Below are 21,561 nucleotides of genomic sequence, written 5' to 3' on the forward strand. Positions count from 1 at the left end.
AATTCGCTTGTCTGACAGATCAGACCTTATTTGGCTTTTCTTCAAAGCTTCGGGCCGCGTCAGCCGCGCGGCCTATTTTCTTGGAGGACTGCTGGTGGCCATCATACAGGCCTTCCCGCTCTACCGTTTCACGCTGGTGCCGGAAGGCACCACCGAGAGCAACATGTGGTCGTTCATTTTCCTCATCGCCTTCATTGCCTCGCTTTGGTCGAACGTGGTGCTGGCGGTGAAGCGATTGCACGACCTCGACAAGCCGGGCGTTGCGGCGCTAGTGCTGTTCGTGCCGGTTGTCTCGATCGTCGCTTTCCTCGTGCTTTGCCTGTTTCCGGGGCAACCCGGCCCCAACCGCTACGGCAAGCGCACCAACGCACCGGCCGAATCCTGAGCGCCATCGGGTATTTCGTCATGCGCTATTTCGCGAAGCGGCGGAGCGGGTGGTTCTGAAAGCCCTGTTTTGCGCCGGATGCTCTAAGCGAATGTTAATCACCCTGGCCCAGCATGCCGGCGAAGACTGTGTCGGCCGGCACGGGGCGCTCGACTGGAAAGCGCCGTCGGCGACGTGCTGCTGCGCAAGGTGGCCGAACGATTGAAGCGTGGCTTCAGTCCGGGGGACGTGGTCTTCCGTATCGGCGGCGACGAATTCGTCATCCTTTTGCCCGCAACCTCGGAGATCGAGGCCACCTACCTGGCAAAGCGGGCCATCGAAAAGGTCTCGGTGCCTTTCGACCTCGGGGTCGGCTCCGCCATCCATGTCGGCTTGAGCGTCGGCAGCGCATTCGCACCCGCCGACGGCGGCGATCCGGAAATCCTGCTCACCTGTTCCGACCATGCGCTCTACGAAGCCAAGCGCACCGGCAAGGGCCGTTACTGGGCACCTGTGCGGGCTACGATCTGAGCGTCGCGACGGTTTCCGGCGTCAGGCCGGGCGATCCGCGCCTCTCCTGCTCGGCCGCGCGCACCAGTGCCGTGACATGCTTCAGCAAAGGCGCCGGCGTGCCGGCCTTCTCGGCCAAACGCAGGGCCGCGCCTTGCAATTCGCCGATCTCCGTCGGCCGGCGGCGCTGAAGGTCATCCCACATCGAGGAACGCGCGGCCGAATCGATGGCAAGCATCCGCCGCGCCAAGACCTTGAACAGCCAGTCGGGCAAGCGAAGCACTTTCGGCAGCAGTGCCGGACGCAGGCCGGCGACGCGAGCGGGTTCGATGCCTGTCACCGTCATTGCCGCCAACGCTTCGTCGATCTGGCCGGCCAGGATCAGCCGCCAGCGGCGATCGGCAAGCTCTGCCGCCAGCGGCAGGCCGGAAAGCGCCACCAGCGCGTTGTTGAGGTTGAGCAGCAGCTTGCCCCATAGCACCGCTTCGATGTCACCATGTGTGGCGACGTCAAACCCGTCGACGTCGAGCAGTTCGTCAAGGCCTGTCGGACCCTGTTCCATCATCACCTTGCCGCGGCTGGCGCGGTGCAGACGAAGCGGCAATTCGCCCTCCGGCGATTGGACCACGTTGAACGGCACCATGCCCGCGAGCACCCGCCGGGCGGTGAGAAGGGCTCGCAATTTATCGGCATTGTCGACGCCGTTCTGCAGACTGAGTATCACCGCATCCGGTCGGGCATGGGCCGCAATAAGCCCGGCCATGTCTTGCGTCGCGCCGCTCTTGACCGTTACCAGGACGACATCGGCACCGGGGAATGCCGCGGCAGGATCGGTGGTGACCGACAATGCCTCCGGCTTGACGGAACGGTCGCGGCCATCAGGGTCGGTGATGCGCAATCCACCTTTTTGCAGGGACTGCTCAATGCGCGGTCGCGCCAGCAGAACCACCTTCCGCCCGGCAAGTGCCAGGCAGCCGCCGGCATAGCAGCCGATACTGCCGGCACCGGCGATTGCGATTGTCTTGCCACGCGTGACCATGCGATGGCCCTGTCCTGGTCGAGAGGCCTTGCCGCAACTATACGGCATGAAAACCATAATGTCGGCGGCATGGCTGGCCCTTATGTCTGGCCGTGACAGGCCTTGCGCTTTCGACTATCGCTTTTGCCCATGACGCTGCCTACCGATCCGGCCAGAAATCTGGCTGCTCTCATCCGCTGCGCTTCCGTGACACCCGCCGAAGGCGGTGTGCTGAGCGCGCTGGAAGAAATGTTGAAGCCGCTCGGCTTTGCCGTCGAGCGCCCGGTGTTTTCCGAATCCGGCACACCTGACATCGAGAACCTTTACGCACGGCGTTCCGGCAACGGCCCGCATCTGATGTTTGCCGGCCATACCGATGTGGTGCCGGTGGGCGATGAAACAGCCTGGACGCACCTGCCCTTTGCTGCCGATATCGCCAATGGCGAGATGTTCGGCCGCGGCGCCGTCGACATGAAGGGCGGCATCGCTTGTTTCGTCGCAGCGGTAGCGCGGCACATCGCGCAGAAGGGCGGCCCGAAAGGGTCGGTCTCGCTGCTGATCACCGGCGATGAGGAAGGGCCGGCGATCAACGGCACGACGAAGCTGCTCGAATGGGCGGCTGCCAAGGGCGAAAAATGGCATGCTGCGATCGTCGGCGAGCCAACCAATCCCGACGCGCTCGGCGACATGATCAAGATCGGCCGGCGCGGCTCGCTGTCGGGCACGGTCGTCGTCAACGGCCGCCAGGGCCACGCCGCCTATCCGCAGCTAGCCGACAATCCGGTGCGCGGCCTGGTGACGCTGGTCGACGCCTTGCTGCATCCCGTCTTCGACAACGGAACAAGGGATTTCCAGCCGACCAATCTTGAGGTGACCTCCATCGATGTCGGCAATCCTGCCACCAACGTCATCCCGGCGAAGGCAGCAGCTACCTTCAATATCCGCTTCAACGACACATGGACCGCCGAGACGATCCAGGCCGAGATCCACAACCGCCTCGACCGGGCGGCGAAACGCAAGAAATATCGCGCCGGCAAGAAGTCGCCGGTCGACTACGAGATCGCTTGGCGCGACGGGCCGAGCCATGTTTTCCTGACACGCGACGACAGGTTGATCGAGACGCTTGGCGGCTCGATCAAGGCGGTGACCGGCAGGAACCCGGCGCTCTCCACCTCGGGCGGCACCTCCGATGCACGCTTCATCAAGGATTATTGTCCGGTGGTCGAATTCGGCCTTGTAGGCAAGACCATGCACATGGTCGACGAACGCGTGGCGATTGCCGACCTTGAGACGTTGACGCAGATTTATCTGCGCTTCGTTGAAGACTGGTTTGCGCGGGACATATCCTAGTGATGCTTTCAGCGGATGAAACCTACGCTTCGCTTGCCGGTGCCTGGCGGCTGATGCTCGGCAAGGCCGACGGATTTCGCCTGCTCGACCTTTCGGCGGACGGTTTCTGGAACTCCTTTTTTGCTATCGTCGTCGCGGCCCCGGCACTGATCGTCGGCTGGGTCGGTATTGCCAACGAGATCGGCGACCCCAATGCATTCGTCGGCCGTTTCAGCATGTTGATCCGCCTGGCCACTGTCGACATCGGCGCATGGGTGCTGCCACTCATAGGCCTCGCCCTGGTGGCGCCGCGGGTCGGTGTCGGCGGCCGTTTCGTGCATTATGTCGTGGCCAGCAACTGGGCCTCGGCGATCATCGCCTGGATGATGCTGCCGGCGGCGTTGATCCGGCTTTTCCTGACGTCGGCCAACGAAGTCTCCGGACTGGTGTCGCTGCTGCTGTTCGCGCTGTCAATGGTACTGACCTGGCGGATGACCAATGTCGCGATCGGCAGGGGTGCGGCTGTCGGCAGCGCTGTTTTTGCCGGTATGTTCGTGGCGTCGCTGATCGTCCTGTTCGGCCTGCAGGCGCTGCTCGGGATCAGCGTGCCGGATCAGCCAGGCGTCGGATAATCGACGCCAACGAGAAACAGCCCGTCGGGCGGCGCCACCTGACCGCAGGCCGCACGGTCGCGCGCCTCGAGCGCCGCCTTGAGGTCGGCGATGGTCCAGCCGCCTTCGCCGACACGTTTGAGCGAGCCGACCATCGAGCGCACCTGGTTGTGCAGGAATGACCGCGCCGAAGCGCGGACCTCAATCAAATCGCCCGACCGGCTGACCTCCAGCCGGTCGAGCGTGCGGACCGGGCTGGTGGCCTGGCACTGGGTCGAGCGGAAGGTTGTGAAATCATGCCGGCCAAGCAGCACCTTTGCCGCTTCGTGCATGGCACCGGCGTCGAGCTGCTTCGGTACCCACCAGATCTTGCCCTTGTCGAGCGCCGCCGGCGCGCGGCGGTTGACCATGCGGTAGAGGTAATGGCGACCGATCGCCGAGAAACGCGCATCGAAGCTATCCGGCACGATGGCGGCCTTCAGGATGGCGATGCGCGCCTTGGCCGCTTGCAGATGCGCGTTGACGGCGTCGCGCACCTTCTCGCTGGGCCATGCCTTGATCAGATCGACATGCGCCACCTGAGCGGTCGCATGGACGCCGGCATCGGTGCGGCCGGCGGCGCGCAGCGAAACCTGCTCACCACAGAACTTCTCGATCGCCTGCTCGATCGCCTGCTGCACCGAAGGCTGGTTGGCCTGGCGCTGCCAGCCGGCGAAGAGACTGCCGTCATATTCGATGTCGAGGCGAAAACGCGGCATTCCCGGATCGAGGCGAAATCAGGCGGCGAGGGCTGAGCCGAAAGCCGAGGCGTAGACCAGCCTGCCAGTTTCCGGCGCCTCGCCCCAGGCAAGCGCCTGCAGAGCCTCGCTTTGATACTCGCTCTCGAATTTCGCGGCAAGGGCGCGGGTGTAGCCGAAACGTCCATAGTAAGCCGGATCACCGAGCACCACGGCGAGCGTCTCGCCAGTAGCCTTCAGGCGGATATGCGCCTCGCGGACCAGGGCACCGCCGATGCCGGTGCCGTGGAACGACGGCTCGACCGCCAGAGGCGCCAAAGCCACCGCCGGAAAGCTCTTGCCGCCATTCTGCACGAAGAGCCGTGAAAACAGGATATGGCCGACTACCTGCCCGTCTTCGTCCGCCACCAGTTCGACGACGGCATCACCGCCGGTGACCAGCGCGTCGACCAGTCCGGCCTCCGTCTGCTGGCCGAATGCGTGTTCTTCGACAAGGCGGATCGCCTCGCGGTCCCGCGGCGTCGCCGCCCGTATGGACATCATGCTCATGACAGTTTCATTCCTTCTTCGAGCTTGGCCCCGCGCAGAAACTCCTGCGCGGCAATGGGCCTTCCGCCCGCACGTTGAACTTCGACCAGCCTGATCGCGCCTGACCCGCAGGCGACCGTCAGCCGGTCATCGAGAATTCCTCCCGGTTCGCCGGCGCCTTGCGAGAGCGTCGAGCGAAGCAGTTTCAGCCGTTCCACGCGGCCGCCGATTTCGGCCTCGCACCATGCACCGGGAAAGGGCGACAGGCCGCGAACCTGGTTGTGCACGTCGCCGGCAGGTCGCAGCCAGTCTATGCGAGTCTCCGATTTATCGATTTTCTTGGCGTAGGTCACCCCCACCTCCGCCTGTGCGGTAAATGTCAGCGTATTCCGCTCCAGCCGTTCGAGCGCTTGCACCATCAGCGCAGCACCCAAGACCATCAGCCGGTGGTGCAGATCGCCGGCCGTCATGTCGGGTCCAATGGCGCATTTTTCAACCATTGCCACCGGCCCGGTGTCGAGGCCTTCCTCCATCCGCATCACCATCATTCCCGTCTCGGTATCGCCGGCCGTGATGGCGCGCTGGATAGGGGCAGCGCCACGCCAGCGCGGCAACAGCGATGCGTGACCGTTGAGGCAACCGAGCCGCGGCGCCTCGATAATGGGTTTGGGCAGAAGCAGCCCGTAGGCGACGACCACGGCGACGTCGGCACGCAAGGCGCGGAACGCCTCCTGCTCCGCCTCGCTCTTCAGCGACACCGGCGTGCGAACCTCGACCCCCAACCGATCCGCCTCGCGCTGCACCGGCGACGGCGTCAGCTCAAGCCCGCGCCGGCCGCCGGCGCGCGGCGGCTGCGTGTAGACGGCTGCCAATTCATGCCCTGCCCCCGCAATCGCCCGCAAGGTCGGCACCGAGAATTCAGGCGTACCCATAAAGATGACACGCAGGGGCATTTTGTTCCGGGATCCGATCTAGTCGTCCGCCAAGTCGGTCAGGCGCCCGCTTCAAACGGGTTTACGAGCTTCAGGTCAAGCCCGTCGAAGTCGCGGACATTGCAGGTCGGCGACCAAAGTCGCCTTTCCTCTCTGCCTCAATTTCGTCCGTGATCTTGCCGAATTCGTCGTCAATTGCGTTTTCGGCGGCGAATGCCCCGCGGATGACGTCCCATGGCGAAAGACCCGGTATCAGCCCAGCTTGCCTTTCGGCGGTCATGCCTTTCAACAAAAGGTCGATCGCCTTGCCCGACAAGCTCTGGCCGCCCTTCTGCGCGGCCTGTTCGATTTCATGCTTCAAGGATTCGGGAATATTTCTGATCAGCATATCGACCATCGCCTTACCCCACCATCTTGCCCGGCGCCTTGTCTCTGGCGAGCTTTTTGAACTTCTTGACCACCATGTCGCGCTTCAGTTTTGAGATGTGATCGATGAACAGTACGCCGTTGAGATGGTCGATCTCGTGCTGCAGGCAGGTCGCCATCAGCCCTTCGGCCTCGATCTCCTGCAGCTTGCCGTCGCGATCGAGATATTTCACCCGCACCGCCGCCGGCCGCTCGACCTCGGCATAATAATCGGGGATCGACAGGCAGCCTTCCTCATAGACCGAACGCTGGTCGGAGCTTTCGAGGATTTCGGGATTGATGAAGACGTGTGGTGCCGGCGTCTCGTCCTCCTTGGCGAGGTCGATCACCAGCATGCGCAAGGGTTCGCCAACCTGGATCGCCGCGAGGCCGATGCCGGGCGCGTCATACATGGTGTCCAGCATGTCGCCGGCCAGTTTGCGCAGATCGCCGTCGACACGCTCGACCGGTTTTGAAACCTGGCGCAGGACGGGATCGGGGAGGATGATAAGCGGCTTGATCGACATGGCGTCTCACCTAAGACCTCGCAGGAAAAGCGTCAACCGGGACGCCTTTGGGTCGTTCACGTTTTGATCTGTGCCGGCACACCGAATCATCTATGCTGTCGGCATGAACGATCTGGCCACCATCCTGTCCGAACCTGTCGCCCGCCTCGGCGCCACCACGATCACGCTCGGCCATGCCCTGGGTTTCGGCGCAATGCTGTTCCTCGGCCTGTTCGTGGCGCTCGTCGTTGCGCTCTGGCGATCGGCCAAGGCGCGTGCGGTGGCGGCCGCCGAAGCCGCCGACCATGCCCGCGACGCCGAGGTGCGGATGGCCGGCATCTTGGCAAGCCAGGCGGAAATGCAGGGCCGCATGGGCGCCATCGCGGAAGTGTTCGGCGCGCGCCAGGCGGAACTGACACAGTCGATTGGCCAGCGTCTCGATGCCATGACCGGCCGCCTGGGCCAGACCATGACCGAGCAGACGAGATCGACACATGAAAGCCTCGCCAAGTTGCAAGAGCGGCTGGCGGTCATCGATATCGCGCAAGGCAACATCCAGTCGCTGGCCGGCCAGGTCGTGCAATTGCAGGCGATCCTTTCCAACAAGCAGACGCGCGGCGCCTTCGGGCAGTCGCGCATGGAAGCAATCGTCGCCGACGGATTGCCGCACGGCGCCTATGAATTCCAGGCCACCTTGTCGAATGGCAGCCGGCCCGACTGCCTGGTGAAGATGCCGAACGGCGCACCGTCGCTTGCCATTGATGCAAAGTTTCCGCTCGAGGCCTGGAATGCCATCCGTGCCGCCGAAGGCGCCGACCTGCAGAAGTCCGCCGCTCAGGCTTTCCGCCGCGACATCGAGGTGCATGTCCGCGACATCGCCGAAAAATACCTGATCCAGGGCGAGACGCAGGATACCGCCTTCATGTTCGTGCCTTCGGAATCGGTGTTCGCCGAGATCCATGAGAATTTCGAGGCCATTGTCCAAAAGGCGCATCGCTCACGGATCGTCATCGTCTCGCCGTCGCTTTTGATGCTGTCGATCCAGGTTATCCAGGCAATTCTCAAGGATGCCCGCATGCGCGAGCAGGCGCACCTCATCCAGGGCGAGGTTATCCGGCTGATGGAAGACGTCTCTCGGCTCGACGATCGGGTGCGCAAATTGCAGACGCATTTCGGCCAATCGGCCAAGGATATCGAGGACATCCTGGTCTCGACATCGAAGGTGACTAGGCGCGGACAAAAGATCGAGGCGTTGGAGTTTGGCGTGCAGCCGGCGGAGGACACTGCTGGTTCGAATGGCAGCGGAGCAAAAGCGGAAAGCAGCCCGCGTGTCGCCGATTCGAAAACGGGACAATTGAGGCTGAGGGTCGTCGAAGGCGACGATTGAGAGCTATGCTGGAACCCGGAGCCGATCGCTTCGCCTGGGTCCGGCGCTACTGCTCCTCGATGATGGTCGTGCCTTCGAATTCCGGCAGCCAATGCAGCGCCGAGCGATGCCAGATCTGCTTTCTCGGCACCAGTTGATCGCGCTGCCGCGCCGTGCCGACTCTGATGCCGTAAACCTTCGGTCCCGCGCCCGCCGATGTGGCGTAGAGATGCGAGCCGCACTCGCCGCAAAATGCCTGGGCGCGCTTGGCGCCGCTCGAACCGGTCTTGATGTAGATCTTCGGCGTGCCCTTGGTGATCCTGTAATTGTCCTCGGACGCCGGCACGGTGACGCGAAAGGCCGTTCCGGTTAGCTTCTGACAATCGATGCAGTGACAAATGGTGGTCTTCTCCGGATCGACCTCAGCCTCGTAAGTTATGGCGCCGCAATGACACCCGCCGTCGATTTTCATCTTCGTTCCTCCCGAGCTTTGGCCCGCAATCATAACCGGGACTGCCCGATGGCGCAGCCATTTCCTCAGGCCGGTTCCCCTCCGGACGCCGCCAAGGCCTTACTCCGGCGTTCCCAGGTGCCGGTGGTCTGCGGCTTGACGAAGAGCCGTGTGAGCTCCGGCATCTCTGCCCTCAGCCGCGTCTCTAGGCGTTCGACGCAGGTCTCTATCTCGGGCGCCGACAAATGGTCCTCGAACTCGATGCTTAGAGCGGCGACGATCTCGTGCGGACCCATATGCAGCGTCAGCGCGCCATTCGCCCGTTGCACCGCCGGATCCTGCTGGACGATGGCCAGCACCTTTGTTCGCACCTCGGGCGAGGCAGGCTCACCGAGCAGCAGGCTTTTGCTTTCGCGCGCCAGGAAGATCGCGGTCGCGCCCAGGATGAGCGCGATACCGATCGACGCGGCGCCGTCTAGCTTCGGCATGTCCAGCCGTTCCGCCGCCAATATGCCGGCGAAGGCGACAACGAGGCCGAGAAGTGCCGCGCTGTCCTCGAAGAGTACCGTGTAGACACTCGGATCCTTGCTGAGCTGCACCGCCTCGAGCCAGCCGTGGCTGCCTTTTTGGTGACGGAACTCCTTCAGCGCCACTAGCCAAGAGGTGCCTTCGAAGAGGAAGGAAAGGCCAAGGACAGCGTAGTTTACCTTGGCGTTGGCGATCGGCTCCGGCGTCATGATGTGCGTCACGCCTTCGTAGAACGATATGCCGGCGCCCAGTGCAAAGACGAGGAGCGCAACGATGAAGCTCCAGAAGTACAGCTCGCGGCCATGGCCGAGCGGATGCGTGCGATCGGCCGGGCGCGCGGCACGGTGCATACCGTAAAGCAGCAGGCTGCCATTGCCGGTATCGACCAGCGAATGGACGCCTTCCGACAGCATTGCCGAGCTGCCGGTGGACAAGGCAGCGGCGAATTTGGTCAGTGCGATCGCAAGATTTCCGGCGAGCGCCGCATAGATCACTTTTTTCGACCCGCCATGCGCCGCCATGGTGTGCCGCCTTGGTTGATGCGCCGAGATTGGCGGAGCGCCCGCCCACGCTCCACAGCTCCCACAACGCCCGAAGCGTCGAGTTGTTCAAAAGTGCAGTCGTTCAAACGGGCGGCGCGCGGGGCTATTCGACGATCTCGTCCGTCCAGACCTTGAAGCCAGCCAGCGCGCCCGGCCCGAAAATGTGGGTCAGCGGCACATCGGCGGCATCGCGTCCGGAGGCAATCAGGATCCGGCCGATGCGCGGCGCGTTGTTGCGCGGGTCGAACGCGTGCCAGCGGCCGCCGAGATAGACCTCCATCCAGGCGGCGAAATCCATGTCAGACCACGGCTTCGGCAGGCCGATATCGCTGATATAGCCGGTGCAGTAGCGGGTCGGAATGTTCAGGGCGCGGCAGAAGGCAACAGCGAGGTGAGCAAAGTCGCGGCACACACCGCTCTGCTCGCGATAGGCTTCGGCAGCGGTGCGTGTCGGCCGTGCATTGAAATAATTGAAGACGATGTGGTTATGGACGAAGTCGCAGACGGCCTGAACGCGCGGAACGCCGAGCGGCGTGCTGCCGAACAGCCGCCACGCTTCATTCGCCAGCACGTCGCTCTCGCAATATCGGCTGGGCAGCAGGAACAGCAGCGTCTCCGACGGCAGATCGCGCACCTCGTGCTGCCACGCCGTCAAGTCGCGCGTCTCGAAGGAGCCGGGGTCGCGGATGACCGCGTCCGTGCCGAACGCAAAGCGCCCGGCCGGCGCAACGAAACGGTTGCACCAATTGCCGAAACTATCGCGGTAGCTTTCGATCGAGACCGGCGGGTTCGACGTCAGGAAGTCCGGCCGTTCGAGATCGGATGCGCGCGAATAATGGACGTTGAGCATCGCGATCAGCGGTGTTTCCTGCGGGAAATCGAAGCTCATCTGGCAACCGATGTGAATCCGCATTGTCGTCCTGACCGGCCTGCCTGACCACCAGCCGGCGAAACGCAAGGGCTGATGCTGCAGTGCGAAAAAGACCATGGCACGGACCGCTGCGGTTTACGAGGGAATTAGAAACCGGTTGACAGCCATCGGCCAGGGCGACTGCACGGCAGCGGCCTCTTGCAGTCGAGCGTTTTCTCTTGTTTCACTTCGCCAGACATCAACTGGAGGAACGAATCATGGCTAAAGGTGCGATGAAGGCAGGCAAGGAAGCCCGCAAGCCGAAGAAGGACGCCAAGAAACCGGCGCCGGCGCCGGCCCTGAAGGCACCGCCGGTGAAGGCGATGAAGCTGAAGGACAAGTAAGCCGCAGCTACCGTTTCGGCTTATTCGACGGCCGCAAACGCGGCGGTATGATTGTTCATCAAGCGCACGCGCATCCCTCGATGATCGTCCTGCATCGCGCTAATCGTCGGCGGCATCATGGGACTGAAGCTCGCGGCTTGAGTCGCCACGGACAAACAAACACGTTCGGGGCCGCTGCAAGGCGGCCCCAAATCTTGAATTCGGCTGATCAGCGCCGGAAAGCGCTATCGCGCGGAGAAGCCGGGCGGCGTCCTGCCGGTGCGTTGCTTGCGCGCGGCATAGCGCGCATCACGCTTGGCCTTGCGTTCAGCCTCGTCAGCAAGAAAACGGGCGATGCGCTCGTTCTCTTCAGCTTCCCGGATCTTGGCTTCCGCCTGTGCGGCTTCTTCGGCGGCAATCCGTGCCGCTTCGGCAGCTGCCTCGCGCTCGGCCTTTTCGGCCGCTTCGCACGCCAGCTTTTCCTGCTTCAGCCTGGCCTTTTCGGCCTCGCGTATCGCACGGGCCTCGAGGATCGCCTTGCGTTCGGCCTGTCGTGCCAGCACCGCAGGATCGTCTGCCGCCGGCTTTGACTTGAAGCGCTCCAGAAGCGCTTTTTTTGCCTCGTTCGCGGCATTGCGCCGCTCGAAAATGTCTTTTTCCCTGTAGATAGCCAAGTCCACTTCCCTGGAGTCAATTTGCGAGGCTTACATACGCGCGAAAACCGAGAGTTCAAGCGCCAAAACGGTATGCCAGCCATGAAATTCTGATCTGTTGCAGCCGGGAGACGCCATTTCGATTGAATTCGACTGAAAGCCACCCGCACTGTTCACCATCCAGGCATCTGGCGGGGCGGCGGACTGATCGCTACCTGTAGCGCCAGGACAAAACGCTGGGATGACACACTATGGAACTCGGTCTCTACACCTTCGCCGACGTCAGCCCCGAACCGGGTCCCGGTGCGATCGGTGCGCATGAGCGGCTGCGCAACCTGATCGAGGAGATCGAGCTCGCCGATCAGGTCGGACTGGACGTCTTTGGTCTCGGCGAGCACCACCGTCCCGACTACGCCGCCTCCGCTCCGGTGGTGGCACTAGCGGCGGCGGCCGAACGAACCAAGCGCATAAGGCTGACCAGCGCTGTCACCGTGCTGTCCTCCGACGATCCGGTTCGCGTCTTCCAGCAGTTTGCCACCCTCGATCTTCTGTCCGGCGGCCGGGCCGAGATCATGGCCGGGCGCGGCTCGTTCATCGAATCCTTTCCGCTGTTCGGCTACGATCTCGAAGATTATGACGAGCTCTTCGCCGAGAAGCTCGACCTGCTGCTCGCCATCCGCGATCATGTCAGGGTTACTTGGTCGGGCAGTCTGCGCGCGCCGATCAACGATCGCGGCGTCTATCCCCGGCCCCTGCAGGACAAATTGCCGATCTGGATCGCGATCGGCGGCACACCGCAATCGGCGGGCCGGGCTGGCGTGCTCGGGTTGCCGCTGGCGCTGGCGATCATCGGTGGCGAGCCGGCGCGGTTCGCACCGCTGTTCGACATCTATAGGGATGCGGCCAGGCGGGCCGGCAACGATCCGGCGAGCCTTGCCACCAGCCTCAACGTGCACGGCTTCATCGCCGAGACCACGGACCAGGCAGCCGGCGATTTCTACGGGCCGCAGGCCGAGGTGATGAACCGCATCGGCCGTGAGCGCGGCTGGGGGCCGACTTCGCGGGCGCATTTCGACCAATCGCGCGGCCCAAACGGCGCGCTGTTCGTCGGCAATCCAGAACAGGTGGCCGAGAAGATCATTGCCCAGCACAGGATGTTCGGCAACGACCGCTTCCTGCTGCAAATGGCGATCGGCACCATGCCGCACGCCAAAGTCATGAAGGCTATCGAACTCTACGGCACCGAGGTGGCGCCGATCGTGCGCCGGGAAACTGCGAAGGCCGTTCCCGCCGTGGCGGCGCCGGTTGCCTGATGCAAGGCCGCTAGCGGCCTTGCCGGTGACGTCGGCTAACGGAACCTTGAAGCCATAGAGGCGTTTTCAACGTCCACACCAATCGCGGTGTGCCGCCGAGGGTCAGAATGAAAGCCGAACCCGCCGCTTCGGGCGCAAGCGCTGCCGAAAGCCCGGATCCGCGCGTCGAGGCGCGGGCGGATGCGCATCTGATGCGTTCGCTGCTCCTCGGCATCTTCATCCTGATGGCAATCTACGCGCTTTATTTTGCCCGCGCCTTCTTCATGCCAGTCATTCTGGCTTTCCTGCTGGCGCTGACGCTAACGCCGATCGTTCGCTTCCTGCGCAAGCATGGCATGCCCGATGTCATTTCGGCGACACTGCTGGTGCTGCTTTCGTTCTGCCTCGTCGCCGTCGCGGGATATCTGCTCAGCGGCCCGGTCATCGACCTCATCAACAACACCTCGACGATCGGCCAGCAGCTTACCGAACGTCTGGCACAACTGCGCCGTCCGTTCGAACGGATCTTGGAGATTTCGCGCCAGATCGAGGGCCTGACACAGACATCCCAGGAGCCGGGCGTTCAGAGAGTGGCGATGGCGCCGTCCGGTATTCTCTCGCAAGCCGCCGGCAATGTGCTGTCGGCCGGCACCAGCGTCGTCATTGTCTTCGTCCTGTCGCTGTTCCTGCTCGCCTCCGGCACGATGTTCTATGAAAAGATCGTCCAGTCCTTCCCCAGTCTCAGCGAAAAGAAGCGGGCACTGCGCGTCGTCTATGACGTCGAACGTGAAATCTCGCACTATCTGCTTACTGTCACGGTCATCAATACATGTCTCGGCGTGGTCATCGGGCTCGGTTTGTGGGCACTCGGCGTGCCCAACGCGCAGGTCTGGGGCGCGGCAGCGGCTCTGCTCAATTTCTTGCCCTATATCGGGGCGCTGACCACCATCACGCTGGTTACGATCATCGCGCTGATCAGCTTCGACACGATTTCCTACGCGCTGCTGGCGCCAGCCTTCGTCCTTATGTGCGATGTCGTCGAAGGCCAGTTCGTGACGCCGACGGTGGTCGGCCGCCGTCTCGAGATCAACGCCGTGGCAATCCTCATCGCCATCGCCTTCTGGTCGTGGCTATGGGGTTTCGTCGGTGCGCTGCTGGCGGTGCCGCTGCTGGTCGTCATCAAGGTGTTTTGCGATCATTTCGACGGTCTCAGCCATGTCGGCAATTTCCTGGCGGCGCAACACACGGCGGTGATCGAGGACGAAGAGATTCCCGAGGTGAAAAAGTAGCGGCTTAAAGGGCCAAAGCGCCCCGATCGCTGCCGATCACGACCTTGCATCGGTCGCACGTCCGTTGTGCCCGAAGTGCTCCATCAACATTTTGAATTTGCCGCCTCGGCAACGGCTTCCTACATCCCTTCGGCCCACAGGAAACCCGCGCCGATGACCGTTCTTTCCGTTCTCGACCTGTCGCCGATCGTCGAAGGCAGCAACGCTTCGCAGTCACTCGCCAATTCGCTCGATCTCGCCCGCCATGCCGAGCGGCTGGGTTACCGGCGTTACTGGCTGGCGGAGCACCACAATATGCCCGGCATCGCCAGCGCCGCCACCTCGGTCGTCATTGCCCATGTCGCCGGCGGCACCAGGACGATACGCGTCGGCGCCGGCGGCATCATGCTGCCCAATCATTCGCCGCTGGTCATTGCCGAGCAATTCGGCACGCTCAATGCCCTGCATCCCGGTCGCATCGATCTCGGCCTCGGCCGGGCGCCCGGCACCGACATGGCCACCGCACGGGCGCTGCGCCGCAACCTCGACGCCGGCGCCGACAATTTCCCGCAGGACGTCGTCGAACTGATGGGGTACTTCCAGCCGGCCGAAGAGGGTCAACGCATCCGCGCGGTGCCGGGCGAAGGCGAAAAGGTGCCGATCTGGATTCTCGGCTCCAGCTTCTACGGCGCGCAGCTTGCCGCCATGCTCGGCCTGCCCTACGCCTTCGCTTCGCATTTTGCGCCGGCCGAGCTCGACCATGCGCTGGAGATCTACCGCTCGCGCTTCCAGCCGTCGGAGCAGCTCGACAAGCCGTATGTGATGCTCGGCCTCAACGTCTTCGCCGCTTCTTCCGATGCCGAGGCGCGGCTGTTGTTCACCTCGCTGCAGCAGGCCTTCGTCAATCTGCGCACCGGCCGGCCCGGCCGATTGCCGCCGCCGGTCGAAGGATATGAGTGCGACCTCGATCCGATGGCCAAGACCATGCTCGGACAGGCGCTTTCCTGCGCCGTCGTCGGCTCTCCCGAAACGGTCAGGCAAGGCATCGACGCATTCGTGCGCCGCACCGGCGCCGACGAACTGATGGTCACGGCGCAGATTTTCGACCATGCGGTGCGGGTGCGCTCGTTCGAGATCCTGGCCGACGTTCACAAATTGCTGTCGGAAGCTGCCTGAGAGTTGGTTCGCCACTTGGCAGTGTTGCGGTTAAGGCCGGCCTCAGGCAGGGAACATCGCGAACAGGTGTGCGAAGACATCGCGAACAGTTCGCGCGCTTTACGCGGAGGTTTTCGATCCGTCAAGCTCGTCTGTCAGACGGAAACGCGGGGTCTACTAAATGACGATCACCTTGGTGCCGATTGTGGAGCGGTTATAGAGATCGATGATGTCCTGGTTCATGAGGCGAATGCAGCCCGCCGACACAGCTTTGCCGATGGACCACCATTCAGGGCTACCGTGCAGGCGATATCCAGTGTCACCTTTCTCGTTGAAAAGATAGAGCGCCCGCGCCCCGAGCGGGTTCATGAGTCCGCCCTCCATATGAGCCGGTATGATGCGGCCCCGCTTCTGCTCGCGCACGATCATCGCAGACGGCGCGCTCCAATCCGGCCATTCGCGCTTCCTCGCAACGTGAGCGGTGCCATGCCACTCGAAGCCCGCCTTGCCGACGCCGATTCCGTAGCGCAGCGCCTGACCGTCTCCTAACACGTAGTAGAGGAATTTCGCTCCTGTATCGACAATGATGGTGCCAGGCGCCTCTTCAGTCGCATAAGGCACTGTCTGCCGAAGGAACTTTTGGTCAACCTTGTAGATCGGAACCGGCGGAACGCGAAAACCGGCGTCGGTGAGACCGCCATAGGCCGAGGGAGAAGTCTTTAATGGACCGCCGGTGGTGCAGCCGAAGAATGCGACCATCCCAGCAAGCACCAGCCCGATTAGGATCGATTTCACGCACATGCCTCAAGCCGGCGCCCGTGCGGGCGATCAGCCGCATCTCGTCATATTCCTAATCCGACATGCTTCGATTGCCAAGATTTTCCTGCTTGTCGGCGGGCTGATTGCTGGCCACTTGGCTCGATCGGCGCCGCGTCCTTCAATTGCTCGGTTTTCGAACGACGAACGCCCGTAGCGGCTGCGAAGGGTCGGCAGGACAGAGCCCAAGCGCTACGCGCTGACGCTCTGCGCAGTTGCACCTAGCGGACGGCATGAATTGCGGATCATCAAGCGTCCCTTGAGTGTCAGCTTGCGCGGCGGGGCATCCCTGTTTCCGGCGAGCCGGTCGAGCAGCAGATTGGCCGCCTGTTCGCCAATCGCCTGCACCGGCTGTGCGACCGTGGTCAATTGCGGCCGGAACACATCCGACCACGGAAAATCGTCGAAGCAGGCGACCGAAATATCCTCCGGACAGGACAGGCCGATATCGCGAATGGCCTTCATGGTGCCGATCACCATCGGGTTGTTGGCCGAAAAGATGGCGCTCGGCCGGTCGTGCAGCGAAAGCAACTGCATGGTGGCGTTGTAGCCATCGACTTCGTGGAAATTGCCGAAGCGGACGAGCTCGGGCTCGGCCGGCAGGCCGGCGGCCTGAAGGGCCTCGCGATATCCCGCCATGCGGTCATGCATCGGCGAGATATCGAAAGAGCCGGAGATGTAGCCGATGCGCCGATGGCCGAGATCGATCAAATAGGTGATGGCGTCGAATACCGCGCGCTGATTGTCGAGAACGATGGCATCGGTGTCGACCCCCTGGCAAACACGGTCGAGCAGCACGACGGGCACATTGGCGTCGTCGACAATCCGTTTGAGGATCGCGCCGTCGCCGACACGCGCGACGATCAGCCCGTCGACCATGCGGTCGAGCAGCAGCCTGATCTGATCGTCCTGCGTGTTCAGGTGCTCGTCGGTGCAGCACAGCATGACGGCGTAGCCGGCCCTGTCGAAAGCCTGCTGGATCACAGAAACCACGTCGGTAAAGAACGGATTGGTGATGTGTGGGACGGTGAGCCCAATGGTGCGTGTGGTGCCCATCTTGAGGCTGCGGGCGATGGCATTGCGCTTGTAGCCGATGTCGCGGATCGCCTGTTCGATGCGCTGGCTGAGCTCGGGGCTGACGGTCGCGGTGCCGTTGATCAGCGCCGACACGGTGGCCACGGAAACACGCGCGGCCTCGGCCACATGAAGCATGGTCGGAGCAGTGAATTTGCGCTGCCTTTTTCGTCCTGACGCTGTCATTTTCGAAACGTTTCACCACTCCACGGCAGCAATACGTACGGAATCTTATGATTTTGCGCAAGAATCGAAATGCAACAATCTCAGGCCTCAGATATTGCCTTGACATGATCGAAACGTTTAGATTAGCGTTTGAGGTGTTCAGTGACGACGGAGGGAGGCCGTCCTTGTCATGCAGCACGGCAATTCCATCCCTGCGCAAGGCGTTATGGCGGACGGCTTGGCTATCGTGCTGAGGGCCGAGCACATCTCCAAGTCCTTCGGCGGTATCGCAGCACTTGTCGATGTCGGCTTCGAGCTGCGGCGCAGCGAGGTCCATGCGCTGATGGGCGAGAACGGCGCCGGCAAATCGACGCTGATGAAGATCCTGTCCGGCGTCTATACGGACTATAACGGAACGGTCCGTATCGATGACTATCCGGTGCGCTTTGCCGGCGTCCGCGAAGCCGAGCGCGCCGGCATCGCCATCATCCACCAGGAGCTGAACCTCGTTCCCGAACTTAGCGTCGCCGACAATATCTTTCTCGGCCGCGAGAAGCTGATCGCCGGGCTGATCGTCGACCGCAAGGCGAGCAGCCGCGCCGCCGGCGCGCTGTTGCAAAGGCTCGGCATCGAGCTCGATCCGGATGCGCGCGTCGGTGCCTTGCGCGTCGGCGAACAGCAGCTGGTCGAGATCGCCAAGGCGCTGTCGATGTCGGCGCGCATTCTGATCATGGACGAGCCGACCTCGGCGCTTTCGCCGGCCGAATGCCAGCGGCTGTTCCGCATCATCCGCCAGCTCGCCAATAGCGGCGTGGCGATCGTCTACATTTCGCACCGCATCGACGAAGTCATGCATCTGGCCAGCCGGGTCACGGTGTTCCGCGATGGACGTCATGTCCTGACGCAGGCGATGGACAAGCTCGACGAAGACGCCATTATTTCAGCGATGGTCGGGCGAAACCTGCTTGCCTCCTCCCAGGAGCACCGCATCCCCGGTGGCAACACCGTCCTTTCCGTCAGCGAGCTATCGCTGTCGAAGCCCAATCGCCATGGCTGGCGCACCGTGCTCGACGGCGTCAGCTTCGATCTTGCCGCAGGAGAAATCCTCGGTATCGGCGGGCTGCTGGGCTCGGGCCGCACCGAAATCCTGGAAACGATCTTCGGGTCCAGCGGCGGGCGTGCCGGCGGTGAGATCAGGCTCGATGGCGAGGCAGTAGAAATCCGGTCGCCGCGCGATGCGCGCCGCCTCGGCATCGCCCTGGTCACAGAAGACCGCAAGACGCAAGGCCTGCATCTCGAGGCCTCGATCACCGACAATGTCGCGCTGCCGCTGGTCGGCGCGCTGGCGCGGTTCGGCCTGCGCTCGTTGGCCGGCGAGCAAGGGCTGGCACGGGACGCTGTCAAGGCGCTCGGCATTCGCTGCGAGACCGTCGAGCAGCCGGCCGGCACGCTGTCCGGCGGCAACCAGCAGAAGGTCGTCATAGGCAAATGGCTGGCGACGAGGCCGCGGGTGCTGCTGCTCGACGAGCCGACGCGCGGCATCGATGTCGGCGCCAAGCGGGAAATCTACGATCTCATCTTCAAGCTGGCGCGAGACGGGCTGGCGATCGCCGTCATCAGCTCGGAATTGCCGGAGCTGCTGCATCTTTCCGACCGTATCCTGGTCATGGCCGACGGCCGCCAGACGGGAATGCTGTCCCGCGCGCAAGCCAGCGAAGAGGCCATCATGCGGCTTGCGGCGCCGCGACGGACCATGACGAGGCCTGCCGCATGAGCATTTTGCATATCCTGTCCCGGACGAAACTCTATTGGGGCCTGATCGCCATTTTCCTGATCGGCGTGCTCGGCTCGCCGATCAGCTCCAAAGGCAACAACATCTTTCTGTCCTACGGCAACCTGCTCGATGTGCTGCGCCAGGTGTCGACCACCGGGCTGATTGCCACCGGCATGACGGCGGTGATCATCACCGGCGGTATCGACCTTTCCGTCGGCTCGCTGATGGCGATCTGCACGGTCGTCTGTGCCATGCTGCTGACGGTCCCCGGCGTGACGCCGGCGGTGGTGCTGGGGTTGCCGACAGTTGCTGTGGCAGCCCTTTGCCTCGGCATTCTCGTCACTCGTTTCATCCTGCTGAACATCGAAAAATCCCGCGCCGGCGCGCAGGCCACGCACGACATCAGGTTGGACAGCGTTCGCGGGCTGGTGACGCCCGGCATTGTCGGGGTGATCCTGTGCAGTCTGGTGCTGTGGTTCCTGCTGCCGCAGGTAGGCTCAAAATTCGGCGTGCTCGGCGTGCTGCTGGTGGCGCCTTGCGTCGGCCTGCTGTTCGGCGCGCTCAACGGCTTCATTATCGTCGCCGGGCGGCTGCAGCCCTTCATCGTGACGCTGGCGATGATGGTTACTGCGCTCGGCATCGCCCGGCTGACCGCCGGCCAGAACAATGCCGTGCTGCCGGTCTATACCGGGTCGAACGCCACGGCCGATTTCGAAATGCTGCGCTCGCTGGTGTTCGGCGTGATCCCGATGCCGGGCCTGTTCTTCCTCGGCGCCATCCTGATCTACGGCGCCGTGCTGCGCTTCACCCCGTTCGGCCGCTATGTCTACGCAATCGGCGGCAATGAGGAGGCGGCGCGGCTGTCGGGCATCGCCGCAGGCCGCGTGAAGATCGCCACCTATGCCGTGTCAGGGCTGCTGGCCGGCATCGCGGCGGTGCTCTATGTCGCGCAGTACCGGCAAGGCAAGCCGGACGCCGGCGCCGGGCTGGAGCTCGACGCGATCGCCGCCGTGGTCATCGGCGGCACCAGCCTGATGGGCGGACGCGGCAGCCTCACCGGGACGTTCTGCGGCGTGCTGATCTTCGGGCTGCTCTCCAACATCCTGCAGCTGCACAACATCAATTCGAACCTTCAGCTGGTGCTGAAGGGGATGATCATCATCGGTACCGTGCTCGTACAGGAGCGCAATGCCGGTGATCTTCTCTTCTATCTGCGACTGCCCGGTGGGCAAGCGCACAAGGAAACGGCCGCGGCAAAGCGGCCGTCGCAAGAGACCGCGTCTCTGAATATTGGAGGAAACAAGAAATGAAACGACGTGAATTGTTGAAGCTCGCCGGGCTGACAGCGGCACTCCTGACCACGACCGCCATGCTTGCCGGCGGTGCCGATGCGCAGGACAAGAAGTGGAAGATCGGCTTCTCGCAGGTGACGACCATCGAACCCTGGCGCGCCCAGTTCAACAAGGACATCCTGGCCGAAGCGGCCAAGCATCCGGAAGTCGAGCTGATCATCACCGACGGCGAGGACAAGACCGAGAAGCAGGTCGCCGACGTCGAGAACCTGATCCGTCAGGAGGTCGATGCGCTCTTGGTATCACCGAAAGAATCCGCCGGCCTGACCGGTGTCGTGCAGCAGGCGATCGATGCCAAGATCCCGGTGTTTGTGCTCGACCGCAACGTCGAAACCAACGACTACACGCAGTTCGTCGGCGGCGATAACAAGCTGATCGGCCGGGCTGCCGGTGAATATGCCGTGGAGCTGCTTGGCGGCAAGGGCAAGGCCGCCGGCAACGTCGTCGAGATCTGGGGCGGCATGGGCACCCAGCCGGCACACGACCGCCATGACGGCTTCCATGAATTCACCGACAAGGAGCCAGGCATAAAATACCTGCTCGACCAGCAGTCGGGCGACTGGAAGCAGGACCAGGCCTACAACATCATGGCGACCGCGCTGCGCAACAACGAGAAGATCGATCTTGTCTACGGCCACAATGATCCGATGGCCTATGGCGCCTATCTTGCCGCCAAGGACGCCGGACGTGAGAAGGACATCAAGTTCATCGGCATCGACGGCCTGCCCAATGAAGGGGTGCAGCTGGTCGCCAATGGCGAGCTGACGGCGACGTTCACTTATGTGACGCCGGGCGCCGAAGGGCTGCGGCAGGCGATCAAGTTCCTGAACGGCGAGAAGGTGGAAAAGACCATCACCCTGCCGACGCAGAAGATCACCAAGGAAAATGCTGCCCAGATCCTGAAGGACAACGGCCTCTGAGACGAGGTTTTCCTGCCGGGCGTTCTTCGCCC

Annotated in this window: 24 protein-coding genes; 12 read left to right on the forward strand and 12 right to left on the reverse strand. The window is 63.1% G+C overall.

All coding sequences use genetic code 11. The features are described 5' to 3' along the window. Positions 1–7: 7 nt before the first annotated feature. Both AC0L2P_RS04555 and AC0L2P_RS04560 read left to right on the forward strand, forming a co-directional pair. The gene (locus AC0L2P_RS04555; protein WP_473500053.1) at positions 8–385 is read left to right on the forward strand and encodes a DUF805 domain-containing protein; all 378 of its coding nucleotides are present in this window, start codon (positions 8–10) and stop codon (positions 383–385) included. Positions 386–559: 174 nt separating this feature from the next. Beyond that, entirely contained in the window at positions 560–895 is a 336-nt protein-coding gene (locus tag AC0L2P_RS04560) for a GGDEF domain-containing protein (protein ID WP_473500054.1), read from the forward strand. On the opposite strand, the gene AC0L2P_RS04565 is transcribed toward AC0L2P_RS04560, so the two are convergent. Beyond that, positions 885–1,913: a 2-dehydropantoate 2-reductase gene (locus tag AC0L2P_RS04565; RefSeq protein ID WP_473500055.1), complete on the reverse strand. Its 1,029-nt coding sequence runs from the start codon at positions 1,911–1,913 to the stop codon at positions 885–887. The genes AC0L2P_RS04560 and AC0L2P_RS04565 overlap by 11 nt on opposite strands. A 129-nt stretch (positions 1,914–2,042) precedes the next feature. On the opposite strand from AC0L2P_RS04565, the gene dapE reads away from it, so the two are divergent. Both dapE and AC0L2P_RS04575 read left to right on the forward strand, forming a co-directional pair. Continuing rightward, positions 2,043–3,242, forward strand: coding sequence for a succinyl-diaminopimelate desuccinylase (gene dapE, locus AC0L2P_RS04570; RefSeq protein ID WP_473500056.1), 1,200 nt, complete (start codon positions 2,043–2,045; stop codon positions 3,240–3,242). Between the two features lie 2 nt (positions 3,243–3,244). Continuing rightward, positions 3,245–3,853: a transporter gene (locus AC0L2P_RS04575; protein WP_473500057.1), complete on the forward strand. Its 609-nt coding sequence runs from the start codon at positions 3,245–3,247 to the stop codon at positions 3,851–3,853. Here AC0L2P_RS04575 and truA read toward each other — a convergent pair. The 5 genes from truA to def all read right to left on the reverse strand — a co-directional run bounded on the left by truA (position 3,835) and on the right by def (position 6,961). Beyond that, positions 3,835–4,590, reverse strand: a complete 756-nt coding sequence (gene truA / locus AC0L2P_RS04580) for a tRNA pseudouridine(38-40) synthase TruA (RefSeq protein WP_473500058.1) — start codon at positions 4,588–4,590, stop codon at positions 3,835–3,837. The genes AC0L2P_RS04575 and truA overlap by 19 nt on opposite strands. An 18-nt stretch (positions 4,591–4,608) precedes the next feature. Continuing rightward, entirely contained in the window at positions 4,609–5,118 is a 510-nt protein-coding gene (locus AC0L2P_RS04585) for a GNAT family N-acetyltransferase (RefSeq protein ID WP_473500059.1), read from the reverse strand. Then, positions 5,115–6,044, reverse strand: coding sequence for a methionyl-tRNA formyltransferase (gene fmt / locus AC0L2P_RS04590; protein WP_473500315.1), 930 nt, complete (start codon positions 6,042–6,044; stop codon positions 5,115–5,117). Before fmt ends, AC0L2P_RS04585 begins: the two co-directional genes overlap by 4 nt. 76 nt (positions 6,045–6,120) lie before the next feature. After that, the gene (locus AC0L2P_RS04595; RefSeq protein WP_473500060.1) at positions 6,121–6,417 is read right to left on the reverse strand and encodes a plasmid stabilization protein; all 297 of its coding nucleotides are present in this window, start codon (positions 6,415–6,417) and stop codon (positions 6,121–6,123) included. Positions 6,418–6,430: 13 nt separating this feature from the next. Then, on the reverse strand, positions 6,431–6,961 hold the full coding sequence (gene def / locus AC0L2P_RS04600; RefSeq protein ID WP_352477028.1) for a peptide deformylase: 531 nt from the start codon (positions 6,959–6,961) through the stop codon (positions 6,431–6,433). A gap of 103 nt (positions 6,962–7,064) precedes the next feature. On the opposite strand from def, the gene AC0L2P_RS04605 reads away from it, so the two are divergent. After that, the gene (locus AC0L2P_RS04605; RefSeq protein WP_473500061.1) at positions 7,065–8,327 is read left to right on the forward strand and encodes a DNA recombination protein RmuC; all 1,263 of its coding nucleotides are present in this window, start codon (positions 7,065–7,067) and stop codon (positions 8,325–8,327) included. A gap of 46 nt (positions 8,328–8,373) precedes the next feature. Here AC0L2P_RS04605 and AC0L2P_RS04610 read toward each other — a convergent pair whose 3' ends face one another. The 3 genes from AC0L2P_RS04610 to AC0L2P_RS04620 form a co-directional block, all read right to left on the reverse strand. After that, complete coding sequence (locus tag AC0L2P_RS04610; protein ID WP_376702363.1) at positions 8,374–8,778, reverse strand: GFA family protein; 405 nt, start codon at positions 8,776–8,778, stop codon at positions 8,374–8,376. Between the two features lie 65 nt (positions 8,779–8,843). Further along, on the reverse strand, positions 8,844–9,806 hold the full coding sequence (locus AC0L2P_RS04615; RefSeq protein ID WP_473500062.1) for a cation diffusion facilitator family transporter: 963 nt from the start codon (positions 9,804–9,806) through the stop codon (positions 8,844–8,846). 124 nt (positions 9,807–9,930) lie between these two features. Beyond that, positions 9,931–10,740, reverse strand: a complete 810-nt coding sequence (locus tag AC0L2P_RS04620) for a transglutaminase-like domain-containing protein (protein WP_473500316.1) — start codon at positions 10,738–10,740, stop codon at positions 9,931–9,933. A gap of 215 nt (positions 10,741–10,955) precedes the next feature. Here AC0L2P_RS04620 and AC0L2P_RS04625 point away from each other — a divergent pair, with 215 nt between their 5' ends. Next, positions 10,956–11,081 (forward strand): hypothetical protein, encoded by a 126-nt coding sequence (locus AC0L2P_RS04625; RefSeq protein ID WP_013528464.1) that lies wholly within the window; start codon positions 10,956–10,958, stop codon positions 11,079–11,081. A 224-nt stretch (positions 11,082–11,305) separates the two neighbouring features. Here AC0L2P_RS04625 and AC0L2P_RS04630 read toward each other — a convergent pair whose 3' ends face one another. Then, a complete protein-coding gene (locus AC0L2P_RS04630; protein ID WP_473500063.1) occupies positions 11,306–11,734 on the reverse strand; it encodes a DUF6481 family protein in 429 nt (142 codons plus the stop codon). A 230-nt stretch (positions 11,735–11,964) separates the two neighbouring features. On the opposite strand from AC0L2P_RS04630, the gene AC0L2P_RS04635 reads away from it, so the two are divergent. The 3 genes from AC0L2P_RS04635 to AC0L2P_RS04645 all read left to right on the forward strand — a co-directional run bounded on the left by AC0L2P_RS04635 (position 11,965) and on the right by AC0L2P_RS04645 (position 15,449). Then, positions 11,965–13,026, forward strand: a complete 1,062-nt coding sequence (locus AC0L2P_RS04635) for an LLM class flavin-dependent oxidoreductase (protein ID WP_473500064.1) — start codon at positions 11,965–11,967, stop codon at positions 13,024–13,026. Positions 13,027–13,133: 107 nt separating this feature from the next. Further along, the gene (locus AC0L2P_RS04640; protein WP_473500065.1) at positions 13,134–14,294 is read left to right on the forward strand and encodes an AI-2E family transporter; all 1,161 of its coding nucleotides are present in this window, start codon (positions 13,134–13,136) and stop codon (positions 14,292–14,294) included. Positions 14,295–14,447: 153 nt separating this feature from the next. Next, entirely contained in the window at positions 14,448–15,449 is a 1,002-nt protein-coding gene (locus AC0L2P_RS04645; RefSeq protein ID WP_473500066.1) for an LLM class flavin-dependent oxidoreductase, read from the forward strand. A 156-nt stretch (positions 15,450–15,605) separates the two neighbouring features. Here AC0L2P_RS04645 and AC0L2P_RS04650 read toward each other — a convergent pair whose 3' ends face one another. Both AC0L2P_RS04650 and AC0L2P_RS04655 read right to left on the reverse strand, forming a co-directional pair. Further along, positions 15,606–16,229: a L,D-transpeptidase gene (locus tag AC0L2P_RS04650; RefSeq protein WP_473500067.1), complete on the reverse strand. Its 624-nt coding sequence runs from the start codon at positions 16,227–16,229 to the stop codon at positions 15,606–15,608. A 207-nt stretch (positions 16,230–16,436) separates the two neighbouring features. Continuing rightward, positions 16,437–17,456 (reverse strand): LacI family DNA-binding transcriptional regulator, encoded by a 1,020-nt coding sequence (locus AC0L2P_RS04655; RefSeq protein ID WP_473500068.1) that lies wholly within the window; start codon positions 17,454–17,456, stop codon positions 16,437–16,439. A 217-nt stretch (positions 17,457–17,673) separates the two neighbouring features. Here AC0L2P_RS04655 and AC0L2P_RS04660 point away from each other — a divergent pair, with 217 nt between their 5' ends. Genes AC0L2P_RS04660 through AC0L2P_RS04670 form a run of 3 tightly spaced genes read left to right on the forward strand, consistent with a single transcriptional unit; the run spans position 17,674 to position 21,529 of the window. Continuing rightward, positions 17,674–19,257 carry a sugar ABC transporter ATP-binding protein gene (locus AC0L2P_RS04660; protein WP_473500069.1) on the forward strand — a complete coding sequence of 528 codons (1,584 nt, stop codon included), beginning with the start codon at positions 17,674–17,676 and terminating at the stop codon, positions 19,255–19,257. Further along, entirely contained in the window at positions 19,254–20,567 is a 1,314-nt protein-coding gene (locus AC0L2P_RS04665; protein WP_473500070.1) for an ABC transporter permease, read from the forward strand. The genes AC0L2P_RS04660 and AC0L2P_RS04665 overlap by 4 nt, the downstream gene beginning before the upstream one ends. Beyond that, positions 20,564–21,529: a substrate-binding domain-containing protein gene (locus AC0L2P_RS04670; protein ID WP_473500071.1), complete on the forward strand. Its 966-nt coding sequence runs from the start codon at positions 20,564–20,566 to the stop codon at positions 21,527–21,529. Before AC0L2P_RS04665 ends, AC0L2P_RS04670 begins: the two co-directional genes overlap by 4 nt. The last annotated feature ends 32 nt before the right edge of the window (positions 21,530–21,561 follow it).

The organism is Mesorhizobium sp. WSM4836, assembly GCF_055811815.1.